Raw genomic sequence first — 18,847 nt, 5'->3', positions numbered from 1 at the left:
TAACTTGAAGGAAGCTTTAGATAAAATAAAAGCAGCAGAAATGCGCAATGATAATTTGCAAACGGAGCTACAAAAGGAATTACACGAGTATGCTACTGAAAAAGAAGCCGAACTAAAATTATTACAAGACGGCCTAAAAGCAAAGCGGCAACAAGAAAGTGATGCCAATGAAAAAATTGCAGCCACTGCCTTACAAAAAGAAAAAGAAGATCTTTTAGCTGCTGCTAAAAAAGAAAAAGCGACATTTACTACGCTTTATAACGAGCGCCATGAAAAAGTCGCCACTTTCATTATAGAAAGGGTGCAACAAACTTATGGCAGTTGAAGCAGTAAAAAAGATTTCCCTTATCTTAGAAAAATCTCACCAAGAGCATTTGCTACAGTTATTGCAATCTTTACAAATAGTGGAAATTACAGATTTATTGGCAGATGAAGATAATAGACAATGGATTGATTACTATTTTCCATTAGGTTTACAATCTTCTTCTTTAAACCTACAAAAATACGAAAAATTATTACAACAAATTGAAAGAAACTTACGCTTTGTAAAAAATCATGGTAATGCAAAAGAAAAAACAGTTGAATTAAAACGGAAAAACTTGGATTTTCTATCTTTTGAAAAACAATTTGATGAACAAGCCCTTGTTAGTCAACTGGAAAACTTGGAAGATTTACAAAATCGTTGGCGCACCGTGCAAGAAGCTAAAAAGAGTAACCAAGAAAAAGAACAGTGGGCAACATTGTGGCAAAGCTTAGATGCTTATACTGCCGATGATACCGCTAGTGCCAATATGTTACTTGGTACTTTAGATGATCAATCATGGCTTGATTTTTTAAGTGAAGTAAAAGAAAATCCTAATTTATATGTGGAAAATATTTTTACCGAAAAACAAGTCACTGGTTTTGCATTGGTGTATTTAAAAGAAGAAGCGAATTTAGTCCAGTCACTACTACAAAAATTTGGCGTAAAAGAAGAAACCAATCCTTATAATGAGTTGCCAAAACAAGTGTTACAAGAGGCGAAAACACAATTAGCCCAACTTGCTAAAAAAGAACATGATCTAGTAGCAGAGATTGGCCAATACAAAAAAGAAGTTGCCCAATTGCAATTAGCCGAAGAAGTTATTTTAGCAAAAAAAGAACGGGAAAATGTCAAAGCTGGTTTAGTAAAATCCGAGAATTTAGTTGTACTAACTGGTTGGTTAGCAAAAGCCGACTGTCAGCATTTTGAAACGCAGTTAGCGCAGCACTTTCCTAATCATGAGATTTATTATACTTATAGTGAACCTACAGAAGAAGAAATTGTCACTTTAAAAACACCAACGAAATTAAAAAATGCTGCAATTGTTCAACCTTTTGAAATGTTGACAGAAATGTATAGCTTACCCCAGTACCGTGAAATCGATCCAACACCATGGCTCGCACCTTTTTACTTTGTCTTTTTTGGGATGATGGTGGCTGACTTAGGGTATGGTATTTTAATGCTTTTAGTTACAACTTTTGCATTAAAGAAAATCATCTTAAGTAAAGGTGTCTCTCGTTTTATGAAACTGTTTCAATATTTATCAGTTTCAACCATTATTTGGGGTCTTATCTACGGTAGCTGTTTTGGGGCGGAATTACCATTTCACGTCTTATCGCCATCTCAAGACTTTATGGCAATTTTTGGTATTTCAATGGTCTTTGGTGGAATTCAACTTTTCACCGGTTTGTTTTTAGCCGCCAAAGAAAATATCAAGAAAAAAGATTACTTGCAAGCAGTTAACCAAGGCTTTTCTTGGCAAGCGATTTTGGCTGGTATTATTATTGCTGCAGCAGGCAAAATGGTGCTTGCTTCAAATGCACTTTTCATATTAGGTGTAATTGTAGCAGTAATTGGCGCCCTATGCGTATTGTTAATTCCTGCAGTAACAGGAAAATCAAAAGTAGGCGGCTTTTTCATGGGCTTGTATGAGCTTTATGGTGTTACCAGCTATATTGGTGATTTTGTAAGTTATAGTCGTTTAATGGCTTTAGGAATTTCTGGTGGTAGTATTGCTGCAGCCTTTAATATGTTAGTTGGCTACATGCCCCCAGCAGCGCGCTTTACAGCTGGTGCAGTTTTAATTATCGCCCTACAAGGATTAAATATTTTCTTATCCTTACTAAGTGCTTATGTTCATGCGGCGCGTTTACAATATGTCGAATTTTTCGGCAAATTTTATAACGGTGGTGGCCGTGCTTTTAAAACGTTTAAACCAACGGAAAAATATGTAAATTTTAACGAAGAAGATGGAGGAAAAAACAAATGATTGATTTTTTAATTAATAACCAAGGTGGTATGATTTTTGCAATTATTGGAATGGGGATTGCAACAATATTTTCAGGAATTGGTTCATCTAAAGGGGTAGGACTAACCGGTGAAGCCGCAGCTGCTTTAACCACTAGTCAGCCTGAAAAATTTGGTCAAGCCTTAATTTTACAGTTATTACCTGGTACCCAAGGTTTATATGGCTTTGTTATCGCCTTTATGATTTACGGTAGCCTATCAAGCGATATGTCAATTGTGACTGGCATGGCTTATTTAATGGCTTCTTTACCGGTTGCTTTTACTGGTTTATTTTCTGGTATGGCGCAAGGTAAAGTTGCTGCTGCTGGTATTCAAATTTTAGCCAAAAAACCTGAGCATTTCTTTAAAGGGGTAATGTTTGCGGTAATGGTTGAAATGTATGCTATTTTAGGGTTTGTTATCTCATTTCTATTATTAGGTAGCATCTAGTTTCTAATTGTAGAAGGAGGCAGACAGATGGATGCAATTACAAAAATTATCGAACAGATTGATGAAGCCGCTACGGTAAAAAGAACTGCATTTGAAAAAGAGCAACGCGCGCAAATTGACGCAGATTTTTTGAAACAAAAACAAAAATTGGAAATTGAGGACCAAAAGTTACAAGCGCAATTAACGAAAAATCAAAAAGTAAAATATAAACAGTTGCACGCAAGACAACAGATGGAAGTTAAACAAGAGACACTAATGGCAAAACAAAGTTACCTTAGCCAAGTCTTCTCAGAAGCATACGCTAAAATGCAAGCTTGGGATGTAGCTGAGGCCCAAAGTTTTGCAGCAAGTTGTTTGGAACAGTTACCCTTTGAAGCTGACAAAAAAGTTGTCTTCCAACCATCTAAGCAAATGCCCGCTGAAATATATACTGCAGATTGGTTAGCAAAATTAAATGCTAAATTACGTTACGAATTACATTATGGTGATCCTATTACAACAGAATCTTATGGCTTTGTAGTAGACGATAAAGGTGTGCAATATAACTTTTTATACCGTGATTTATTAAATGAAATTAAAGCAACAGATAGTAACAGCATTTCAAAAATGCTGTTTGAGGAGTAACAGTACTAATTTTAGTCTGTTATAAAAAGTGATTTTATGACAAGGAGCGCGTTTATGAAACAAGATTTATATCATCAACTGAATCCTTACATTCGTTTAAAAGAAACCGAAATTTTAGCTCCTGCTTTTTATGAGCAATTAATTGCTGCTGATTTACCAAAAATAAAAGAACTTCTAAATACAACTGTTTATGGCAACTATTTAACGGCTGATTTTCCCAATGATTTTGATGCGGTTTTAAATAAAGAGCTTTTAGCGAGTTATAGCGAATTGGTGGAACGTGCACCAGTACCTGAAGTGGTTTTCATCTTCACGATGCGCTTTACATTGCATAATTTAAAGGTATTGACAAAAGCCCACTATATTGGTGAAAACTTTGACCACCTCTATTTACCAGATGGTTTTTATTCATTAGAAGAATTAAAATATGCCATTGATACAGGGAAATCAGCAGTTTTGCCTTCTTCTATTTTGGATAGTATCAATGAAGTGCGGGAATATCTTTTGGAATCAGCTATTTTACAAGGAATTGACGTCATTTACGATCGTGGCTTTTTAAAAGAGCAACGACGTTTAGGTGAGCTGTTGGGCTATCCGGAATTGTTACAAGAAATCATTACGTTTATCGATTTAACTAATATTATTACAGCATTACGTTGTGTGTTGCAAAATCGCAGTCAAGCTTTTTTAACGGCTGTTTTATCCAGCTCTGGCAGTATTCCAAAAGAAACATACTTAAGTTTTGCCGATAAAGAGATAACAGCGTTACGTGATTATCTGTTAACAAGTGAATACGCAGATCTTTTAAAAGATGCTATTGGCGGTGAAACCATTGATTTTGCTCGCTTGGATCAGATTAAAGATAACCGGTTGACAGAAATGTTTGCATCCGCTCAAACCCAAGCTTTTGGTCCACTACCATTATTAGCATATTTAAATGCAAAAGAAATTGAAACAAAAAATTTACGTTTAATCGTTACTGGGAAAAGAAGTGGCTTTACGAATGAACAAATAAAAGAGAGGATGCGTATAACCTATGACATATAAAATTGGCGTAATCGGAGATAAAGAGTCTGTATTACCCTTTAAATTGTTTGGGTTTTCCGTCTATTCTGATACTAGTAAAGAGGCTGTTTTAAAAGCTTTTCGTCACATGACAGCTGAGGGCTATGGCGTTATTTATCTAACGGAAGAATGCGGTAAAAAGATTGCAGATGAAATTGAGCGATATAAGTCCAATCCTAAGTTGTCTGTTGTTTTAATTCCAAATCACGATGGTACTTTAGGCATTGGACGCCAAATGATTCAAGACAATGTTGAAAAAGCAGTCGGGCAAAACATTTTGTAAAGGAGCTAAAAAATAGTGCAAGTTGGCAAAATAATCAAAGTATCCGGTCCTTTAGTAATGGCCGAAAATATGAGTGAAGCCAGCATCCAAGATATTTGTTTTGTAGGTAGTCTTGGCGTTGTTGGCGAAATTATTGAAATGAGAGGCGATATTGCCTCCATTCAAGTTTATGAAGAAACTGCAGGAATTGGGCCGGGTGAGCCTGTTCGTTCAACTGGAGAAGCGTTATCGGTTGAATTAGGCCCTGGCATTATCTCGCAAATGTTTGATGGAATTCAGCGACCATTAGATGTTTTCATGGCCCAGACAAAAAGTAACTTTTTAACTCGTGGGGTGCAATTACCTGCGTTAGATCATGAAAAAAAATGGGAATTTATTGCTAGTGCATCAGAGGGAACCTTTGTTTCAACTGGAGATATTATTGGTACTGTTGCTGAAACAAAAATTATTACCCATAAAATTATGGTACCAAATGGCGTTTCAGGTACGATTAAAGCAATCAAATCAGGATCATTTACTTTGGATGAAGTTATTTATGTACTAGAAACACCAACGGGCGACAAAGAATTTACGATGCTACAAAAATGGCCTGTCCGGCGGGCACGGCCAGTGAAAGAAAAAATGAACCCACAAGCGCCTATGATTACTGGCCAGCGGGTAATTGATACTTTCTTTCCTGTTACAAAAGGCGGGGCAGCAGCCGTTCCTGGTCCGTTTGGTGCGGGTAAAACCGTCGTTCAACATCAAATTGCCAAATGGGCGGATGTCGATTTAGTGGTTTATGTCGGCTGTGGCGAACGTGGTAATGAAATGACCGACGTTATGAACGAATTTCCGGAATTAATTGATCCGAATACTGGTGAATCATTAATGGAACGAACAATCTTAATCGCCAATACCTCTAATATGCCGGTGGCAGCTCGAGAAGCTTCTATTTATACTGGGATTACCATTGCGGAGTACTTTAGAGATATGGGCTATTCTGTTGCGATTATGGCAGACTCAACTTCTCGTTGGGCTGAAGCGTTACGGGAAATGTCAGGTCGTCTAGAAGAAATGCCAGGGGATGAAGGTTATCCGGCTTATTTAGGCTCACGGTTAGCAGAATATTATGAACGTGCAGGTAAAGTTATTGCTCTTGGACAAGAAGGCCGTGAAGGAAGTATTACAGCAATCAGTGCCGTATCTCCTTCTGGTGGGGACGTTTCAGAGCCGGTCACTCAAAATACTTTACGTGTTGTAAAAGTCTTCTGGGGCTTGGATTCAACCTTAGCTCAAAAACGTCATTTTCCTTCGATTGATTGGCTAAAGAGTTATTCTTTATATGACACAGAAGTTGGAAATTATTTAGATCAAGAATTACAAGTTCCTTGGTCTGAGCTGGTAACAGATGCAATGCGACAACTTCAAAAAGAATCTGAACTACAAGAAATCGTGCGTTTAGTCGGAATTGATTCTTTGTCTGAAAAAGATCAATTATTACTAGAAGTCACAAAATCTATTCGTGAAGACTACTTGCAACAAAACGCTTTTGATGATGTAGATACGTTTACTTCACGGGAAAAACAATATCAAATGCTTTCAAATATTTTATCATTTGGTAAAGAAGCCGAAAGGGCGTTAGAATTAGGTTCTTATTTATCTGAAATCATGGCTGGAACAGTTTTATTACGGGATAAAATTGCCCGCATGAAATATGTGCCAGAAGATGAGATTAATAAAATTACTGCTTTAGCACAAGAAATTAAAGAAACAATCAAAACAATTATCCAAGAAGGGGGCATGAACCGTGATTAAAGAATATAAAACGATTGGTGAAGTGGTTGGCCCCTTAATGGCTGTCGATAAAGTCGCCGGTGTAAAGTATGAAGAACTAATTGAAGTACGTTTACAAACAGGTGAACTACGTAAAGGGCAAGTTTTAGAAATCTCTGAAGATAAAGCCTTGGTCCAAATTTTTGAAGGGACAGGCGGCATTAATCTAAAAGATTCTGCTGTTCGTTTTTTAGGCCATCCGCTACAATTAGGTGTTTCGCTGGATATGATTGGTCGTACTTTTGACGGCTTAGGCCGACCAAAAGATAACGGTCCAGAAATTTTGCCTGAGAAAATGTTGGATATTAACGGTGAAGTTATCAATCCAATGGCAAGAGATTATCCGGATGAATTTATTCAAACTGGTATTTCTTCGATTGATCACCTAAATACATTAGTACGAGGACAAAAATTACCTGTCTTTTCTGGTTCAGGTTTGCCTCATAAAGAATTAGCTGCTCAAATTGCCAGACAAGCATCTGTTTTAAATACAGAAGATGATTTTGCCGTGGTTTTTGCTGGTATCGGAATTACTTTTGAAGAAGCAGAATATTTTATGGAAGATTTCCGTAAAACTGGTGCGATTGATCGCTCTGTGGTCTTTATGAACTTGGCGAATGATCCGGCAATTGAACGAATCGCCACACCACGGATGGCTCTTACTGCGGCGGAATATCTCGCTTATGAAAAAGGTATGCACGTCTTAGTCATTATGACTGATATGACCAATTACTGTGAGGCGTTACGTGAGATTTCAGCTGCACGTCGCGAAGTCCCTGGTCGTCGTGGCTATCCAGGTTATTTATACACCAATTTAGCTACTTTGTATGAACGCGCAGGTAGAATCAAAGGGTTGAAAGGTTCTGTAACACAGATTCCAATCTTAACCATGCCTGAAGATGACAAAACACATCCAATTCCCGATTTGACGGGATATATCACTGAAGGTCAGATTATTTTGTCCCGTGATTTATATAAAAGTGGCATTAAGCCCCCAATTGATGTCTTACCATCTCTATCTCGTTTAAAAGATAAAGGGACTGGACCAGGCAAAACTAGAGAAGACCATGCAGCTACGATGAATCAATTATTCTCAGCTTATGCTCAAGGAAAACAAGCAAAAGAATTGGCCGTAGTTTTAGGGGATTCTGCTTTATCTGATGTAGATAAAATTTATGCCCAATTTGCGGAACGTTTTGAAACTGAATACGTGAACCAAGGCTATGAAACAAATCGTTCGATTATTGAGACGCTTGATTTAGGTTGGGAATTATTGAGTATTTTGCCAAAAACTGAATTAAAACGAATTAAAGACGATATGATTGAAAAGTATTTGCCAGAAAAGGGGTAATTTAGATGGCGCGTTTAAATGTGAATCCAACGCGAATGGAGTTAGCCCGGCTACAAAAGCAGCTAACAACCGCTAAGCGAGGACATAAATTACTAAAAGATAAACAAGATGAACTGATGCGCCGCTTTATTTTAATGGTCAAAGAAAACAATCATTTACGTCAAGCCGTTGAGCAGATGATGGAAAGTGCGATGCGCGCTTTTCGTTTAGCTAATGTGACGTTAAACGAAGCTTTTATTGAAGAACTTTTCATTCTACCAGCAACGCGGGTGGAACTTGAAATGGATCAAAAAAATATTATGAGCGTGGAAGTTCCAGTTTTAAACTTTCATTATGATGAAGATATTTTCAAAGCGCCTTTAGAATATGGCTATATTAATTCCAATGTACCGCTAGATAATGCAATTGAACGTTTTAAGACGGTTTTACCCAAATTATTGGCGTTAACAGAAATCGAAAAAACATGTCAGCTGATGGCAAGTGAGATTGAAAAAACCCGACGTCGTGTGAATGCATTGGAATATATGACAATTCCTGAACTTGAAGAAACAATTTACTACATTAAAATGAAGCTTGAAGAAAATGAGCGCTCTGAAGTAACACGAATGATTAAAATAAAAAACATGAATCGCAATTAACGAAAAAAGTTTCCGTTTAAAAGCGGAAACTTTTTTTTATTTATCTGGTACAATCAGAGGTAATAAAATGTTTACCCAATTATATTTCCTATCACTAAGTTTGATTGGGTAGGGTGGAGGTTAGTTTGTTGAAACAATTAAAAAAAATCCGCTTAGCGACGCCCCAGCTAATTTCATTGGGCTTTGCAACCGTGATTTTGGTGGGCTCATTATTATTGATGTTACCTATTTCCAGTCGGACAGGGGAAGTGACGTCTTTTATTGACGCTTTATTTACAGCTACGTCAGCGACTTGTGTGACCGGATTAACAACAGTCAATACAGCTGAACACTGGACTCCTTTTGGTCAATTTGTCATTTTAGTCATGATTGAAACAGGAGGATTAGGCTTTATGTCCTTACCAGTTTTCTTTTTTATGATTGCCAAAAAGAAAATCAATTTACGAACGCGGATGATTTTAAAAGATGCCCTTAACTTGGAGCAAATGAATGGTAGTGTCAATTTAATGCGGTACATCCTTTTAACTTCTGTTATTATTCAAAGTTTAGGAAGTTTTGCTTTAAGCTTTTCTTTTGTACCAAAATATGGATGGTTAAAAGGTATTTGGTTTAGTATCTTTCATTCTGTTTCTAGTTTTTGTAATGCGGGGTTTGATCTTTTAGGTGATAGTTTGGCTAATGATCAACAGGACATTTGGCTCCTTTTTGTCATCATGATTTTAATTATTGCGGGTGGACTTGGTTTTCTAGTCTGGTTTGACTTAATTCGTTATCGCAAGCAAAAACGCTTGTCTTTACATTCTAAAATTGCGTTACTAATGACTGGGAGTCTTTTATTCTTTGGAACACTGGGTTTTTATGTAACCGAGCACAATGGCCATTTTCTCGTAGCTGGAAATGAGTTACAACGCTTCTTTAATACGATGTTTATGGCGGTTACTCCGCGAACGGCAGGCTATTATTCGGTAAACTATTTTGAAATGAGCCATGCCGGCTTAATTTTAACCATTGTTTTAATGTACATTGGCGGTACATCAGGTTCAACTGCTGGTGGTTTAAAGACGACAACATTTGGCGTTTTACTAATTCAGATGAAAAGTATTTTAAAAGGAAGAAATCGGGCCGAATTTAGCGGTCGGACTATTCCCGCTGATGCCATTTTTAGAGCATTAACGCTATTTTTTATTACACTTACCTTATGCATTTTTGCTACGATGATTTTATCGGTAACCGAAAAAATTCCCGACGTAGATGGTCTAGGCTTAGAATATATTGTTTTTGAAGTGATTTCAGCCTTTGGGACGGTAGGATTAACGATGGGATTAACACCAGAGCTTAGTATTATAGGCAAGGTAATTATTATTTCTTTAATGTTTATTGGTAGAGTTGGAATTATGACAGTATTATTCTCACTGATTGCCAAAGCACGTCAACAAGAACAACACTTTAAATATCCCGAAGAATCAGTTTTAATTGGCTAGTATTAAGTTGTCAATAATTTGAATATGTAAACTAAACATTGTGAAAAAGTATGTCGTGCACTTTACGACATACTTTTTTTTACGATTAAAGCAGTATCAAGTGATTGCTTAAGATAATCAATGGCAAATTGCTCATCTTTTAACCAGGAGCGAATGTCTGCTTTTTTAATAATTAATGGCATGCGATTATGGATAGGTGCCACTACCTCATTAGGCGTAGTCGTTAAAATAATTGATTCTAATTCACCTTGATGTTCGCGGTAAAAACCACCGACATAAATAGCTTCATCAGTTGGTGGAATAAACAATAATTTATTTTTTGCGTTATCCCACTCATAAAAACCAGTCATTGGAAAGACACAACGATGCCTTCGAAAACTATCGGCAAATAATGGTTTTTCCGTGACAGTCTCACTGCGGGCATTAATAATGCGGCTTTTATTTTTATCGGTGGTAAAGCCCCAATTGGTGAGCCCTAGACTAATTTGACCATTTTTAGTAGTAGCGATAGTTAGCACCTTTTCGCTAGGAAAAACCTCCCCAGTTTTTCCTAATTCTTGTAATTGACTGTAATATTTCTCTAGTTCCAACGTTTTTAAGTCAAAGAGGTAACGACCACACATAAAAAAGACTCCTTTCCAGCTTTATTTTTTAGTTACGCTATAATAAAGAAGAGGTGATTATTTGAATCAACAGCTATATGCATTATATCAAAAAATGTTTCAACAGATGGGGCCGCAAGGTTGGTGGCCGGCTGATTCAAAAGAAGAGATAGTATTAGGGGCGATTTTAGTCCAAAATACTAATTGGCAAAACGCGGCGCTATCTTTAAAAAACTTAAAAAAAGAAACCGAATTTTCAAGTGCGAAAATTGTTGCATTGCCTTTAGAAAAGCTACAAGAAGTTATTCGTCCGAGTGGCTTTTTTAAAAATAAAAGCCGGGGAATTCACGAAGTCTTTAATTGGTTACTACGGTTTGATACAGATTTTATAAAAATTCGTGATTATTATGGAGAGGATCTAAGAAATGAGTTACTCAATCTTCATGGTATTGGGGAAGAAACGGCTGATGTATTAATGCTATATGTTTTTGATGTCCCAGTATTTGTCTCAGACACGTATGCCAGACGTCTTTTTACCAATTTAGGAACTCCCGGGCTTTCAAATTATCAGTCTTTAAAAAGATTAGTCAATCTTACTGGTTTCACGTTAACGGAGGCGCAGGAATTTCATGGATTAATCGATGAGTTTGGCAAAGTTTTTTTAAAAGGTAATAAATTTTCCGACAGCTTTTTAGCCCACACAAAAATAAATTTACGAAAGGAGGAAGAAATTTGAATCCCTTTTTTAGCGTTTTTAAAAAGACTCAGCAGTTTTTATTATTGCAAGCCTATGCTGATTCGATTATGTCAGAAGAAGAATTAATGACTTTTTTATTAAACGAAACAAGCGATGAAAGATTTTGCCTAATTAGCCAAAAAGGGCTATATATTGTGACTCCAAACGTTTCGTTAGATGAATTTACGCACATTTTTATTGCACCTGAACAAGTTCATGTCAGAATTGATACATCAACTATTGTCTTAGAAGTTCCAAGCGAAATAATTCAAATTCCATTTAAAGAATTAACGGATGCCCAAAATATTTTAGCCGATATTACTTATTTATGGAAAAATTAACTTCACTTTTGCGAACAAACGTTCTATACTGGGTTAGTGATCAATCTAAGATAAAAGTTATTAAAAAGTATCTTTTATAAAAAAGACTAAATTACGTGCCATAAGCGTACTGTAGTAAATGAGGGATATTATGAAAACCGCACTAACTTTGGCAATGGAAGAAGCACTGTATTTTCATTGTCGCCAAAAAGGTGACGTAGTAATTGAAGAGGTAGTTATGCCAGATGATCAAGGAATTGTCGATACGCTTGCATGTAAAATTTTGCCTAATCAAACATTTGAGTGGCGCTGTTACGAGTTAAAAGTAACGAAAGCAGATTTTAGAAGTACAGCGAAGTTGTCTTTTGTCGGGCATTTGAACTATTTTGTTTTGCCTCAAGCACTCTATGAACAAGTGAAAGAAGAAATACCTGTTCATATCGGCGTATTACTTTTTCATCCTTATTTAGATGATTCAGAATATGAAGTGCCGGGATATTTTGAAACGATAAAAAAAGCGCAACGTCAAACTTTACAAGTAAACGAGAATGAACTTTTATATCGACTAATTACAGCCCAAGCAAGAGAAGTCAGCAAAGCGAAACAAACCGAAAGAGGATTGCGTGTTTTTGGAACTCAGCAGTTGTATAAAGAATTGAAAAGACGTCAAAAAGATTATGACCTTTTTGGTGGTAGTAACAATTACTATGACCGATTTATTACAGACACGCAAAACCAAGCTGTCGAGGCTTTAAAAGAAGAACTTGAGGCCACTCGAGCTGCCTATTTTCAGCTTGAAAAACGGCTGTTGGAGGATGCGTAATGTATTATCCTTATTTGCGAGGAAAACAATTTGATTTGTTGGCTTTACGACAATTAAGTGAAGAAAATAAATTGAGTGCTGCAATTCATCCAGTTATTGAACCAGTTAAAGATAATCCGGCCTTATTTAAATTGATCAAACAATTTGAAGCTGTAAAACAACCCTTTTCACTGATTGCCAATCCTCAGGCGGGAGATTTTTTAACCGTTTCAGGCCAAGAAAAGTTGCAACATATCACCAATAAAAAAGCGCGTCTGTTAACTGGTGTAAGTGATGATTTAAAAGATGCACAACTCTTGATTGCACAAAACGCCGAGTCTTTAAAAGAAAATGGTAACATTCAGTTAGAAGTACCGACTATTGCTCCAATGGAATTTCGTTTATTACAACACATAAAAGGACCTCTAGTTTTATCTGAAGATCATTTTTTACGCTTAAAAGCAAACTATTATCGGGTAATACCGGATGAAATTTTTAGTACTACTCACCTAACCTTTTCAAAAAGGGGTTTTGTAGGATTTAGCGACTTTTCGATTGATAGTCGGATTTATTATGAGCAAAGCTATCCAACAAGAGAGATCGTCTTACATTTAATCTACTTTACTGCTGATAAACAATTACGTATTCATCACTTTGTTTCGCCAGAAGATGAGTTGCCGGATTTTGCGAGTCGCTTTTTTGCTGTAATGGCTGAAGTATTGGAGTTTGTTCCATTGCAAAGGCAAATAGATACAAGTGGATTAAAGCTTTTAAAAGAAAATTACTTTAAGAAAAAATTTCCTGGTATGGGAGTGTTACGAAAGGCCAGTGTGATGCACCATCTGGAATTGATGAGTCGTTTTTTTGACCAACAAAGCGAATAATTTTTAAAAGACGTGATTATAAAATCACGTCTTTTTTTACTTTTTAAAAAGTTAGGCTTGCCGAAAAATAAAAAATTCGCTATACTGATAAAAATAAATTATTTAGGTTAGCCTAAAAATAAAATGAGGTGGAGAAATGATACGCTTTGAAAATATAACAGCAGCCTACAATCAACAAATCGCAGTCAATCAGGTCAGTTTTAGCGTCAATAAACCGACCATTGTAGGCATTTTAGGGCCAAACGGTGCGGGTAAATCTACTTTTTTAAAAGCTGCTTTAAAATTGATTCCAGCCAGTGGGAATGTTTTGTACCAAGGAGAACCGTTAGCTAAAAATCAAAAAGAAGTAGCTTATGTCGAACAAAAAAGTGCGATTGATTATACATTTCCAATTACAGTATCTGAAGTAGTAGCTTTAGGTTTATATCCCCATTTAAAACCTTGGCAGCGGATGAAAAATCATTTAGAAAAAGTCAATACCGCTTTAAAAGCGGTAGACATGCAAGACTTTTCGAGTCGTCAAATTGGTGAACTTTCTGGCGGCCAGTTTCAACGCGTTTTATTAGCACGCACACTTGTCCAAGATGCAAAGCTAATTTTTTTGGATGAACCCTTTGTCGGCATCGATACAACAAGTGAACAAATTATTATGGAACTGTTGCGTAGCTTAAAGCAAAAAGGTAAAACTATTTTTATTGTTCATCACGATTTGAGTAAAGTTTCCGATTATTTTGACGAAATTTTATTGTTAAAACAAAAAAAGATCGCTTATGGTCCAGTAAAAGAGGTTTTTACTTCACAGTATTTAAAAGAAGCATATGGAGATTATCTATTTATTGGAGGTGATTTAACATGATAGTACATTTTATCGAAGGCTTAAGAGACTATCATTTTTTACAAAACGCGCTTATTACGTCAATTGTAATTGGAATTGTTGCAGGAGCCATTGGTTGTTTTATTATTTTGCGGGGGATGTCACTTATGGGAGACGCCATTTCCCATGCTGTCTTACCAGGAGTAGCATTATCTTATATTTTAGGCATTAACTTTTTTGTTGGTGCAGTCATCTTTGGTATTTTGGCGAGTTTGATTATTACCTATATTGCAAATAACAGTACGGTCAAAAGTGATACTGCTATTGGAATTACTTTTAGTTCCTTTTTAGCTTTAGGTGTCATTTTAATTGGCGTGGCGAATAGTTCCACTGATTTATTTCATATTTTATTTGGTAATGTATTAGCTGTTCAAGATACAGACAAATGGATTACACTTGGGATTGCTGCTGTAGTTTTATTACTTTTAGTCATTTTTTATCGCCCGCTGCTTTTGAGCTCTTTTGATCCGATGATGGGTAAAGCTTTTGGAATGAGAGTTAACGTGTATCATTATTTACTGATGTTAATGCTGACGCTCGTTTCTGTGACTGCGATGCAAAGTGTGGGGACTATTTTAGTCGTGGCGCTTTTAATTACGCCTGCTGCCACCGCGTATTTATTTACTAAAAGATTAAAATATATGATTATTTTAGCAGCAACTTTAGGAGGCCTATCTTCACTTATCGGCTTGTTTATCGGTTATAGTTTTAATATTGCCGCCGGATCAGCAATTGTTTTAACTGCTGCCACAATGTTTTTAATTGGCTTTTTCTTATCGCCAAAAAAAGTCGAACAAACAAAAACGAAACAAAAAATTTATGGCATCTTGGCCGCAGGAGTGCTCCTTGTCATAGGGGTATTTAGTTATCAACGTTTTCTAGCGCCTAATGAGAGTGCGGCTGAAAATAAGATGGCAGTGGTCGCGACAAATTCTATTATTGCAGATATGGTGAAAGAAGTTGCCGGTGATAAGGTTAACTTACACAGTATTGTTCCGGTGGGAAAAAATCCTCACGAATATGAACCGCTAGCAAAAGATGTAAGAAGCACCCAAGAAGCAGATATAATTTTTTATAATGGGCTAAATCTCGAGACAGGGGGCAATGGCTGGTTTACTAAATTAATGAAAAATGGTCAAAAAAAGGAAAACAAAGATTATTTTGCTGTCAGTGATGGTGTCGATATTATTTATTTAGAAGGGGATGGACACGGCAAAGAAGACCCCCATGCATGGCTAAATATTGAAAATGGGATTATCTATGCGCAAAATATTGCAAAAACGTTAATGGCAAAAGATCCAGCCAACAAAGAGACCTACCGTCATAACTTAGCAGAGTATGAACAAAAATTAACCGCTTTAGATAAAGTAGCTAAAGAACAGTTTGCTACTTTAACACAAGATGAGAAACTGATTGTAACAAGTGAGGGATGTTTTAAATACTTTTCAAAAGCCTATGATATTCCCTCTGCTTATATTTGGGAGATCAATACCGAAGAAGAAGGTACACCAGAGCAAATTACAACTTTAGTTAATCAGTTAAAAGGATCCAATGTTAAATCTTTATTTGTCGAAAGTTCCGTTAATAAAAAACCGATGCAAAGTGTAGCTAAAGATAGTGGTATTCCAATTTATGGCGAANGTATTCCAATTTATGGCGAAATTTTTACTGATTCAATTGCAGAACCAGGTAATCCAGGCGATAGTTACTATAATATGATGAAAGAAAATTTAAAAACTATTTTTGCAGGTTTAGCCGGTAAAGAAGATTAATTGTTAAAATTCAACCTATCTAGGTGAAGCCCTTTTTTATGCTATGCTCTTTTTAGGAGATGATGAAGATGCGCTTTACATGGATTAAAGACACCAGTGAATGGGAAAAAGCAATTCCCTTAATCGCACAAGTATCTTGGCAGGCAGGAGCACATTTAGCTCAGCAAATGAAAAGCAACAGTTTAACGGATTGGGAAAATGTTTTAGTCTGTTGGAACGGAAAAGAACTCGTTGGCTTTTGTGCGCTTTTAAAACAAGATATTGTAAAAGAAACAACCCTTACTCCTTTTATTGGTGTCGTGTTTGTTGCTGAAAAATACCGTGGCAGAAAAATTAGTCAACAACTGGTAAAAAGAGCAGAAAAAAAAGCAGTTGAACTGGGTTTTGAAAAAGTTTTTATTGCAACTAGCCACAAAAGCCTCTATGAAAAATTTGGTTATCACAAAATAGGGACTAAAGAAGATATTTTTGATCGTTTTTTATTTGTTTATCAAAAAGATTTATTGTAATCGCAGCAAAAAAGAGACAGAATTCTTAAAGAAGTCAATCAGATAAAATAAAAACTAACCATAGAACATGTGGAGTGGTTAGTTTTTATTTTATTAGTTATTAGCAAAAATTCAAAAATTTTATAATAATCTTTGCGTAAAAAAACGATTCCAGTATTTGTTATGCTAAAATAAAGATATTAAATTATTAGGAGTTTTAGTATGCAGTCGTTTAAGAATTCAAAATTGTTTTATTGGACCGCCGAGTTGGTTCTCGTGATTATTGGCGTATATTTTTTATGGCAAATGCCGGGGATTTTTCAGCCCGTCATTGAAATGGTAGGTGCAGTGCTTCTGCCAGTCTTTATTGCCGGCTTTTTATATTATATGTTTGATCCAATCGTTAATTTTTTACAAAAAAGAGGATTTTCTCGCGTGCTAGGCTTTTTAATATCCTTTTTAGTCGTGGTTATTATTATTGTAGTCACTGCAATGAATGTGATTCCACAATTAATTGAACAAACCGTTCAATTAACGCAGCAATTACCCACCTATGCGGATGAATTCGTGCAATGGTTGGATGGATTGGCTAAGCAAGATGAATTTAAAAACTTTAATTTAGAGCAACAATTGGAATCGGCAAATATTACAATTAATCGTATTATTAATTTTATTATTGTCAGTGTGACTTCAAGTTTATCTTCGATTGTTTCGGTCTTAACGAAGTTTTTCGTTCTTTTGTTTACGGTGCCATTTATTTTACTATTTATGTTTAAAGATGGTCATCGCTTTTTAGATGCTGTTTCTAATTTTTTCCCTCGGACAATTCGTAAAGAATTAAGACAAACGGTTCGAGACCTAAACGATACATTATCGGCTTATATTAGTAGTACCGTCTTAGATGCTTTCATTATTGGGATTATGAGTTTTATTGCCATGACAATATTTCAACAACCATATTCCTTACTGCTTGCTTTAATTTGCGGAATAACTAATATTATTCCTTACGTGGGTCCTTTTATTGGAGCAGTTCCAGCTGTTATTGTCGGCTTATTTATTTCACCATGGCAAGCACTTTATATGGCACTTTCAATTTTAGTTATTCAACAAGTAGATGGTAATGTCATTAAGCCGCTTTTATTTGGTAAGTCATTAAATGTGCATCCAATTACGATTATTTTGGTATTATTAGGGGCTGGACGAGTTTCTGGAATTATTGGAATGTTGATTTGTATTCCTGTCTATGCTGTCATTAAAACACTTATTATTAATATTCGTAAAATTTATCTGTTGAAAAAAACAGAGGCCTTAGCATCTAACTTAGAAGAGTCAGAAGAATAGATTTTGTTTATTTATAACTCATCTTGCCGTAAAACTACGGTTAAGATGAGTTCTTTTTTTGGGAATAATAAAGCTTAAGGAAAGTCTATTTAATCTTTCTTACAATTAAACCTGCGCACTAATAAGCCCATTCACTTTGTGTTTGGGTTGTATTTACGACTATTTATATATATAATTACATTGTAATTACTTTTAAGGAGGGATACTATGAAAACAAGACGGCAAGGTAACGCAATTGTACTCACTGTCCCGACGAAATTTGGTATAGCAGAAAATGTTGAGTATCTGGCAGTAAAAGGTGCGGATGACTCCATAACCTTCATTAAAAAGAAAAAAAATATTTTTGATGAAGCAATCAAACAAGGTCAAAAACTTGATGCTACTTTAGGATTTCCAGAAGAGCAACCACAGGGAGAGGAAATTTTATAATGAGTAATTATCCCGCGCAAGGTGATATTATAACATTGAATTTTGATCCCAGTGCAGGGCGTGAAATTCAAAAAAGGCGACCGGCACTTGTTGTTAGTACGAAAAATTATAGTACAGTGACAGGCTTAGTGGCAGTTTGCCCAATTACTAGTACAAATAAGCCTCATTTTGTACCTTTAGATGAAAGTCATCAAATTAAGGGATTTGTAAATCCACTACAAGTTAAAACATTGGACTATAACGCCCGTAGTTGGAAAAAAATTGAGTCCGCAACTTTAGTAGAATTAGGGAATGTGGCACAAATTGTTGCGATGATTTTTAGTTTTGATCAGCTTTTAGGCGAATAAATGAATGACATAAAATGCTTGTAAGAGACGTAGTCAACTTCAAGATAATCAGGGAAGTTAAGAAATTGTTGCTCTAATTTTGACTCAGTTTCTGTTGATTGAAAAATCTGCTTTTAGGACAGCCTCTATACGTAAAAAGTAGAGGCTGTGACATAAGTCTCAAAAAAGCACTAGAAAAAGACGTGAAAAACGTCTTTTTCTAGTGCTTTTTGGGTAAAAATCATAACCACCCTTCAA

At 35.9% G+C, this 18,847-nt stretch carries 20 protein-coding genes and 2 pseudogenes; 21 read left to right on the top strand and 1 reads right to left on the bottom strand.

Annotated features, from left to right (window positions below; genetic code table 11):
* The first annotated feature begins 4 nt into the window (after window positions 1-4).
* From RU96_RS11520 to RU96_RS11475, 10 genes are all read left to right on the top strand, one after another.
* Window positions 5-325, top strand: coding sequence for a hypothetical protein (locus RU96_RS11520; protein ID WP_071865658.1), 321 nt, complete (start codon window positions 5-7; stop codon window positions 323-325).
* Window positions 315-2,291, top strand: coding sequence for a V-type ATP synthase subunit I (locus RU96_RS11515; RefSeq protein ID WP_071865657.1), 1,977 nt, complete (start codon window positions 315-317; stop codon window positions 2,289-2,291). Before RU96_RS11520 ends, RU96_RS11515 begins: the two co-directional genes overlap by 11 nt.
* Entirely contained in the window at window positions 2,288-2,758 is a 471-nt protein-coding gene (locus RU96_RS11510; RefSeq protein ID WP_016172044.1) for a V-type ATP synthase subunit K, read from the top strand. The genes RU96_RS11515 and RU96_RS11510 overlap by 4 nt, the downstream gene beginning before the upstream one ends.
* A gap of 27 nt (window positions 2,759-2,785) precedes the next feature.
* Window positions 2,786-3,382: a hypothetical protein gene (locus RU96_RS11505; RefSeq protein WP_071865656.1), complete on the top strand. Its 597-nt coding sequence runs from the start codon at window positions 2,786-2,788 to the stop codon at window positions 3,380-3,382.
* 54 nt (window positions 3,383-3,436) lie between these two features.
* Complete coding sequence (locus RU96_RS11500; RefSeq protein ID WP_071865655.1) at window positions 3,437-4,429, top strand: V0D/AC39 family V-type ATPase subunit; 993 nt, start codon at window positions 3,437-3,439, stop codon at window positions 4,427-4,429.
* On the top strand, window positions 4,419-4,730 hold the full coding sequence (locus tag RU96_RS11495) for a V-type ATP synthase subunit F (protein WP_071865654.1): 312 nt from the start codon (window positions 4,419-4,421) through the stop codon (window positions 4,728-4,730). Before RU96_RS11500 ends, RU96_RS11495 begins: the two co-directional genes overlap by 11 nt.
* Window positions 4,731-4,745: 15 nt before the next feature.
* Entirely contained in the window at window positions 4,746-6,527 is a 1,782-nt protein-coding gene (locus tag RU96_RS11490; protein WP_071865653.1) for a V-type ATP synthase subunit A, read from the top strand.
* Window positions 6,520-7,896 (top strand): V-type ATP synthase subunit B, encoded by a 1,377-nt coding sequence (locus tag RU96_RS11485; protein ID WP_071865652.1) that lies wholly within the window; start codon window positions 6,520-6,522, stop codon window positions 7,894-7,896. The genes RU96_RS11490 and RU96_RS11485 overlap by 8 nt, the downstream gene beginning before the upstream one ends.
* A gap of 5 nt (window positions 7,897-7,901) precedes the next feature.
* Entirely contained in the window at window positions 7,902-8,534 is a 633-nt protein-coding gene (locus RU96_RS11480; protein WP_071865651.1) for a V-type ATP synthase subunit D, read from the top strand.
* Window positions 8,535-8,659: 125 nt separating this feature from the next.
* Window positions 8,660-10,015 (top strand): TrkH family potassium uptake protein, encoded by a 1,356-nt coding sequence (locus RU96_RS11475; protein ID WP_211269914.1) that lies wholly within the window; start codon window positions 8,660-8,662, stop codon window positions 10,013-10,015.
* 62 nt (window positions 10,016-10,077) lie between these two features.
* Here RU96_RS11475 and RU96_RS11470 read toward each other — a convergent pair whose 3' ends face one another.
* Window positions 10,078-10,638, bottom strand: coding sequence for an SOS response-associated peptidase (locus RU96_RS11470; RefSeq protein WP_071865649.1), 561 nt, complete (start codon window positions 10,636-10,638; stop codon window positions 10,078-10,080).
* A 61-nt stretch (window positions 10,639-10,699) separates the two neighbouring features.
* Here RU96_RS11470 and RU96_RS11465 point away from each other — a divergent pair, with 61 nt between their 5' ends.
* From RU96_RS11465 to RU96_RS11420, 11 genes and pseudogenes are all read left to right on the top strand, one after another.
* The gene (locus RU96_RS11465) at window positions 10,700-11,353 is read left to right on the top strand and encodes an endonuclease III domain-containing protein (RefSeq protein ID WP_071865648.1); all 654 of its coding nucleotides are present in this window, start codon (window positions 10,700-10,702) and stop codon (window positions 11,351-11,353) included.
* Window positions 11,350-11,694 carry a hypothetical protein gene (locus RU96_RS11460; protein ID WP_071865647.1) on the top strand — a complete coding sequence of 115 codons (345 nt, stop codon included), beginning with the start codon at window positions 11,350-11,352 and terminating at the stop codon, window positions 11,692-11,694. The genes RU96_RS11465 and RU96_RS11460 overlap by 4 nt, the downstream gene beginning before the upstream one ends.
* A gap of 130 nt (window positions 11,695-11,824) precedes the next feature.
* A complete protein-coding gene (locus RU96_RS11455; RefSeq protein ID WP_071865646.1) occupies window positions 11,825-12,496 on the top strand; it encodes a hypothetical protein in 672 nt (223 codons plus the stop codon).
* Window positions 12,496-13,359 carry a sce7725 family protein gene (locus tag RU96_RS11450; RefSeq protein ID WP_071865645.1) on the top strand — a complete coding sequence of 288 codons (864 nt, stop codon included), beginning with the start codon at window positions 12,496-12,498 and terminating at the stop codon, window positions 13,357-13,359. Before RU96_RS11455 ends, RU96_RS11450 begins: the two co-directional genes overlap by 1 nt.
* 136 nt (window positions 13,360-13,495) lie before the next feature.
* Window positions 13,496-14,215 carry a metal ABC transporter ATP-binding protein gene (locus tag RU96_RS11445; RefSeq protein WP_071865644.1) on the top strand — a complete coding sequence of 240 codons (720 nt, stop codon included), beginning with the start codon at window positions 13,496-13,498 and terminating at the stop codon, window positions 14,213-14,215.
* A pseudogene (locus RU96_RS13435) lies at window positions 14,212-15,873 on the top strand (metal ABC transporter permease subunit); the annotation flags it as partial. The gene RU96_RS11445 and the pseudogene RU96_RS13435, both read left to right, overlap by 4 nt.
* 1 nt (window position 15,874) lies before the next feature.
* Window positions 15,875-16,005, top strand: a pseudogene (locus RU96_RS13265) (metal ABC transporter substrate-binding protein); the annotation flags it as partial.
* 68 nt (window positions 16,006-16,073) lie between these two features.
* Complete coding sequence (locus tag RU96_RS11435; protein ID WP_071865642.1) at window positions 16,074-16,514, top strand: GNAT family N-acetyltransferase; 441 nt, start codon at window positions 16,074-16,076, stop codon at window positions 16,512-16,514.
* 201 nt (window positions 16,515-16,715) lie between these two features.
* Complete coding sequence (locus RU96_RS11430; protein ID WP_071865641.1) at window positions 16,716-17,834, top strand: AI-2E family transporter; 1,119 nt, start codon at window positions 16,716-16,718, stop codon at window positions 17,832-17,834.
* A 207-nt stretch (window positions 17,835-18,041) separates the two neighbouring features.
* Complete coding sequence (gene mazE, locus RU96_RS11425; RefSeq protein WP_071865640.1) at window positions 18,042-18,263, top strand: type II toxin-antitoxin system PemI/MazE family antitoxin; 222 nt, start codon at window positions 18,042-18,044, stop codon at window positions 18,261-18,263.
* Entirely contained in the window at window positions 18,263-18,610 is a 348-nt protein-coding gene (locus RU96_RS11420; RefSeq protein WP_071865639.1) for a type II toxin-antitoxin system PemK/MazF family toxin, read from the top strand. The genes mazE and RU96_RS11420 overlap by 1 nt, the downstream gene beginning before the upstream one ends.
* The last annotated feature ends 237 nt before the right edge of the window (window positions 18,611-18,847 follow it).

The organism is Enterococcus canintestini, from assembly GCF_001885735.1.
Lineage (GTDB): Bacteria > Bacillota > Bacilli > Lactobacillales > Enterococcaceae > Enterococcus_C > Enterococcus_C canintestini.
Note: the sequence above shows the minus strand (reverse complement) of the source record. Positions and strands in the feature narration are given on the sequence as shown.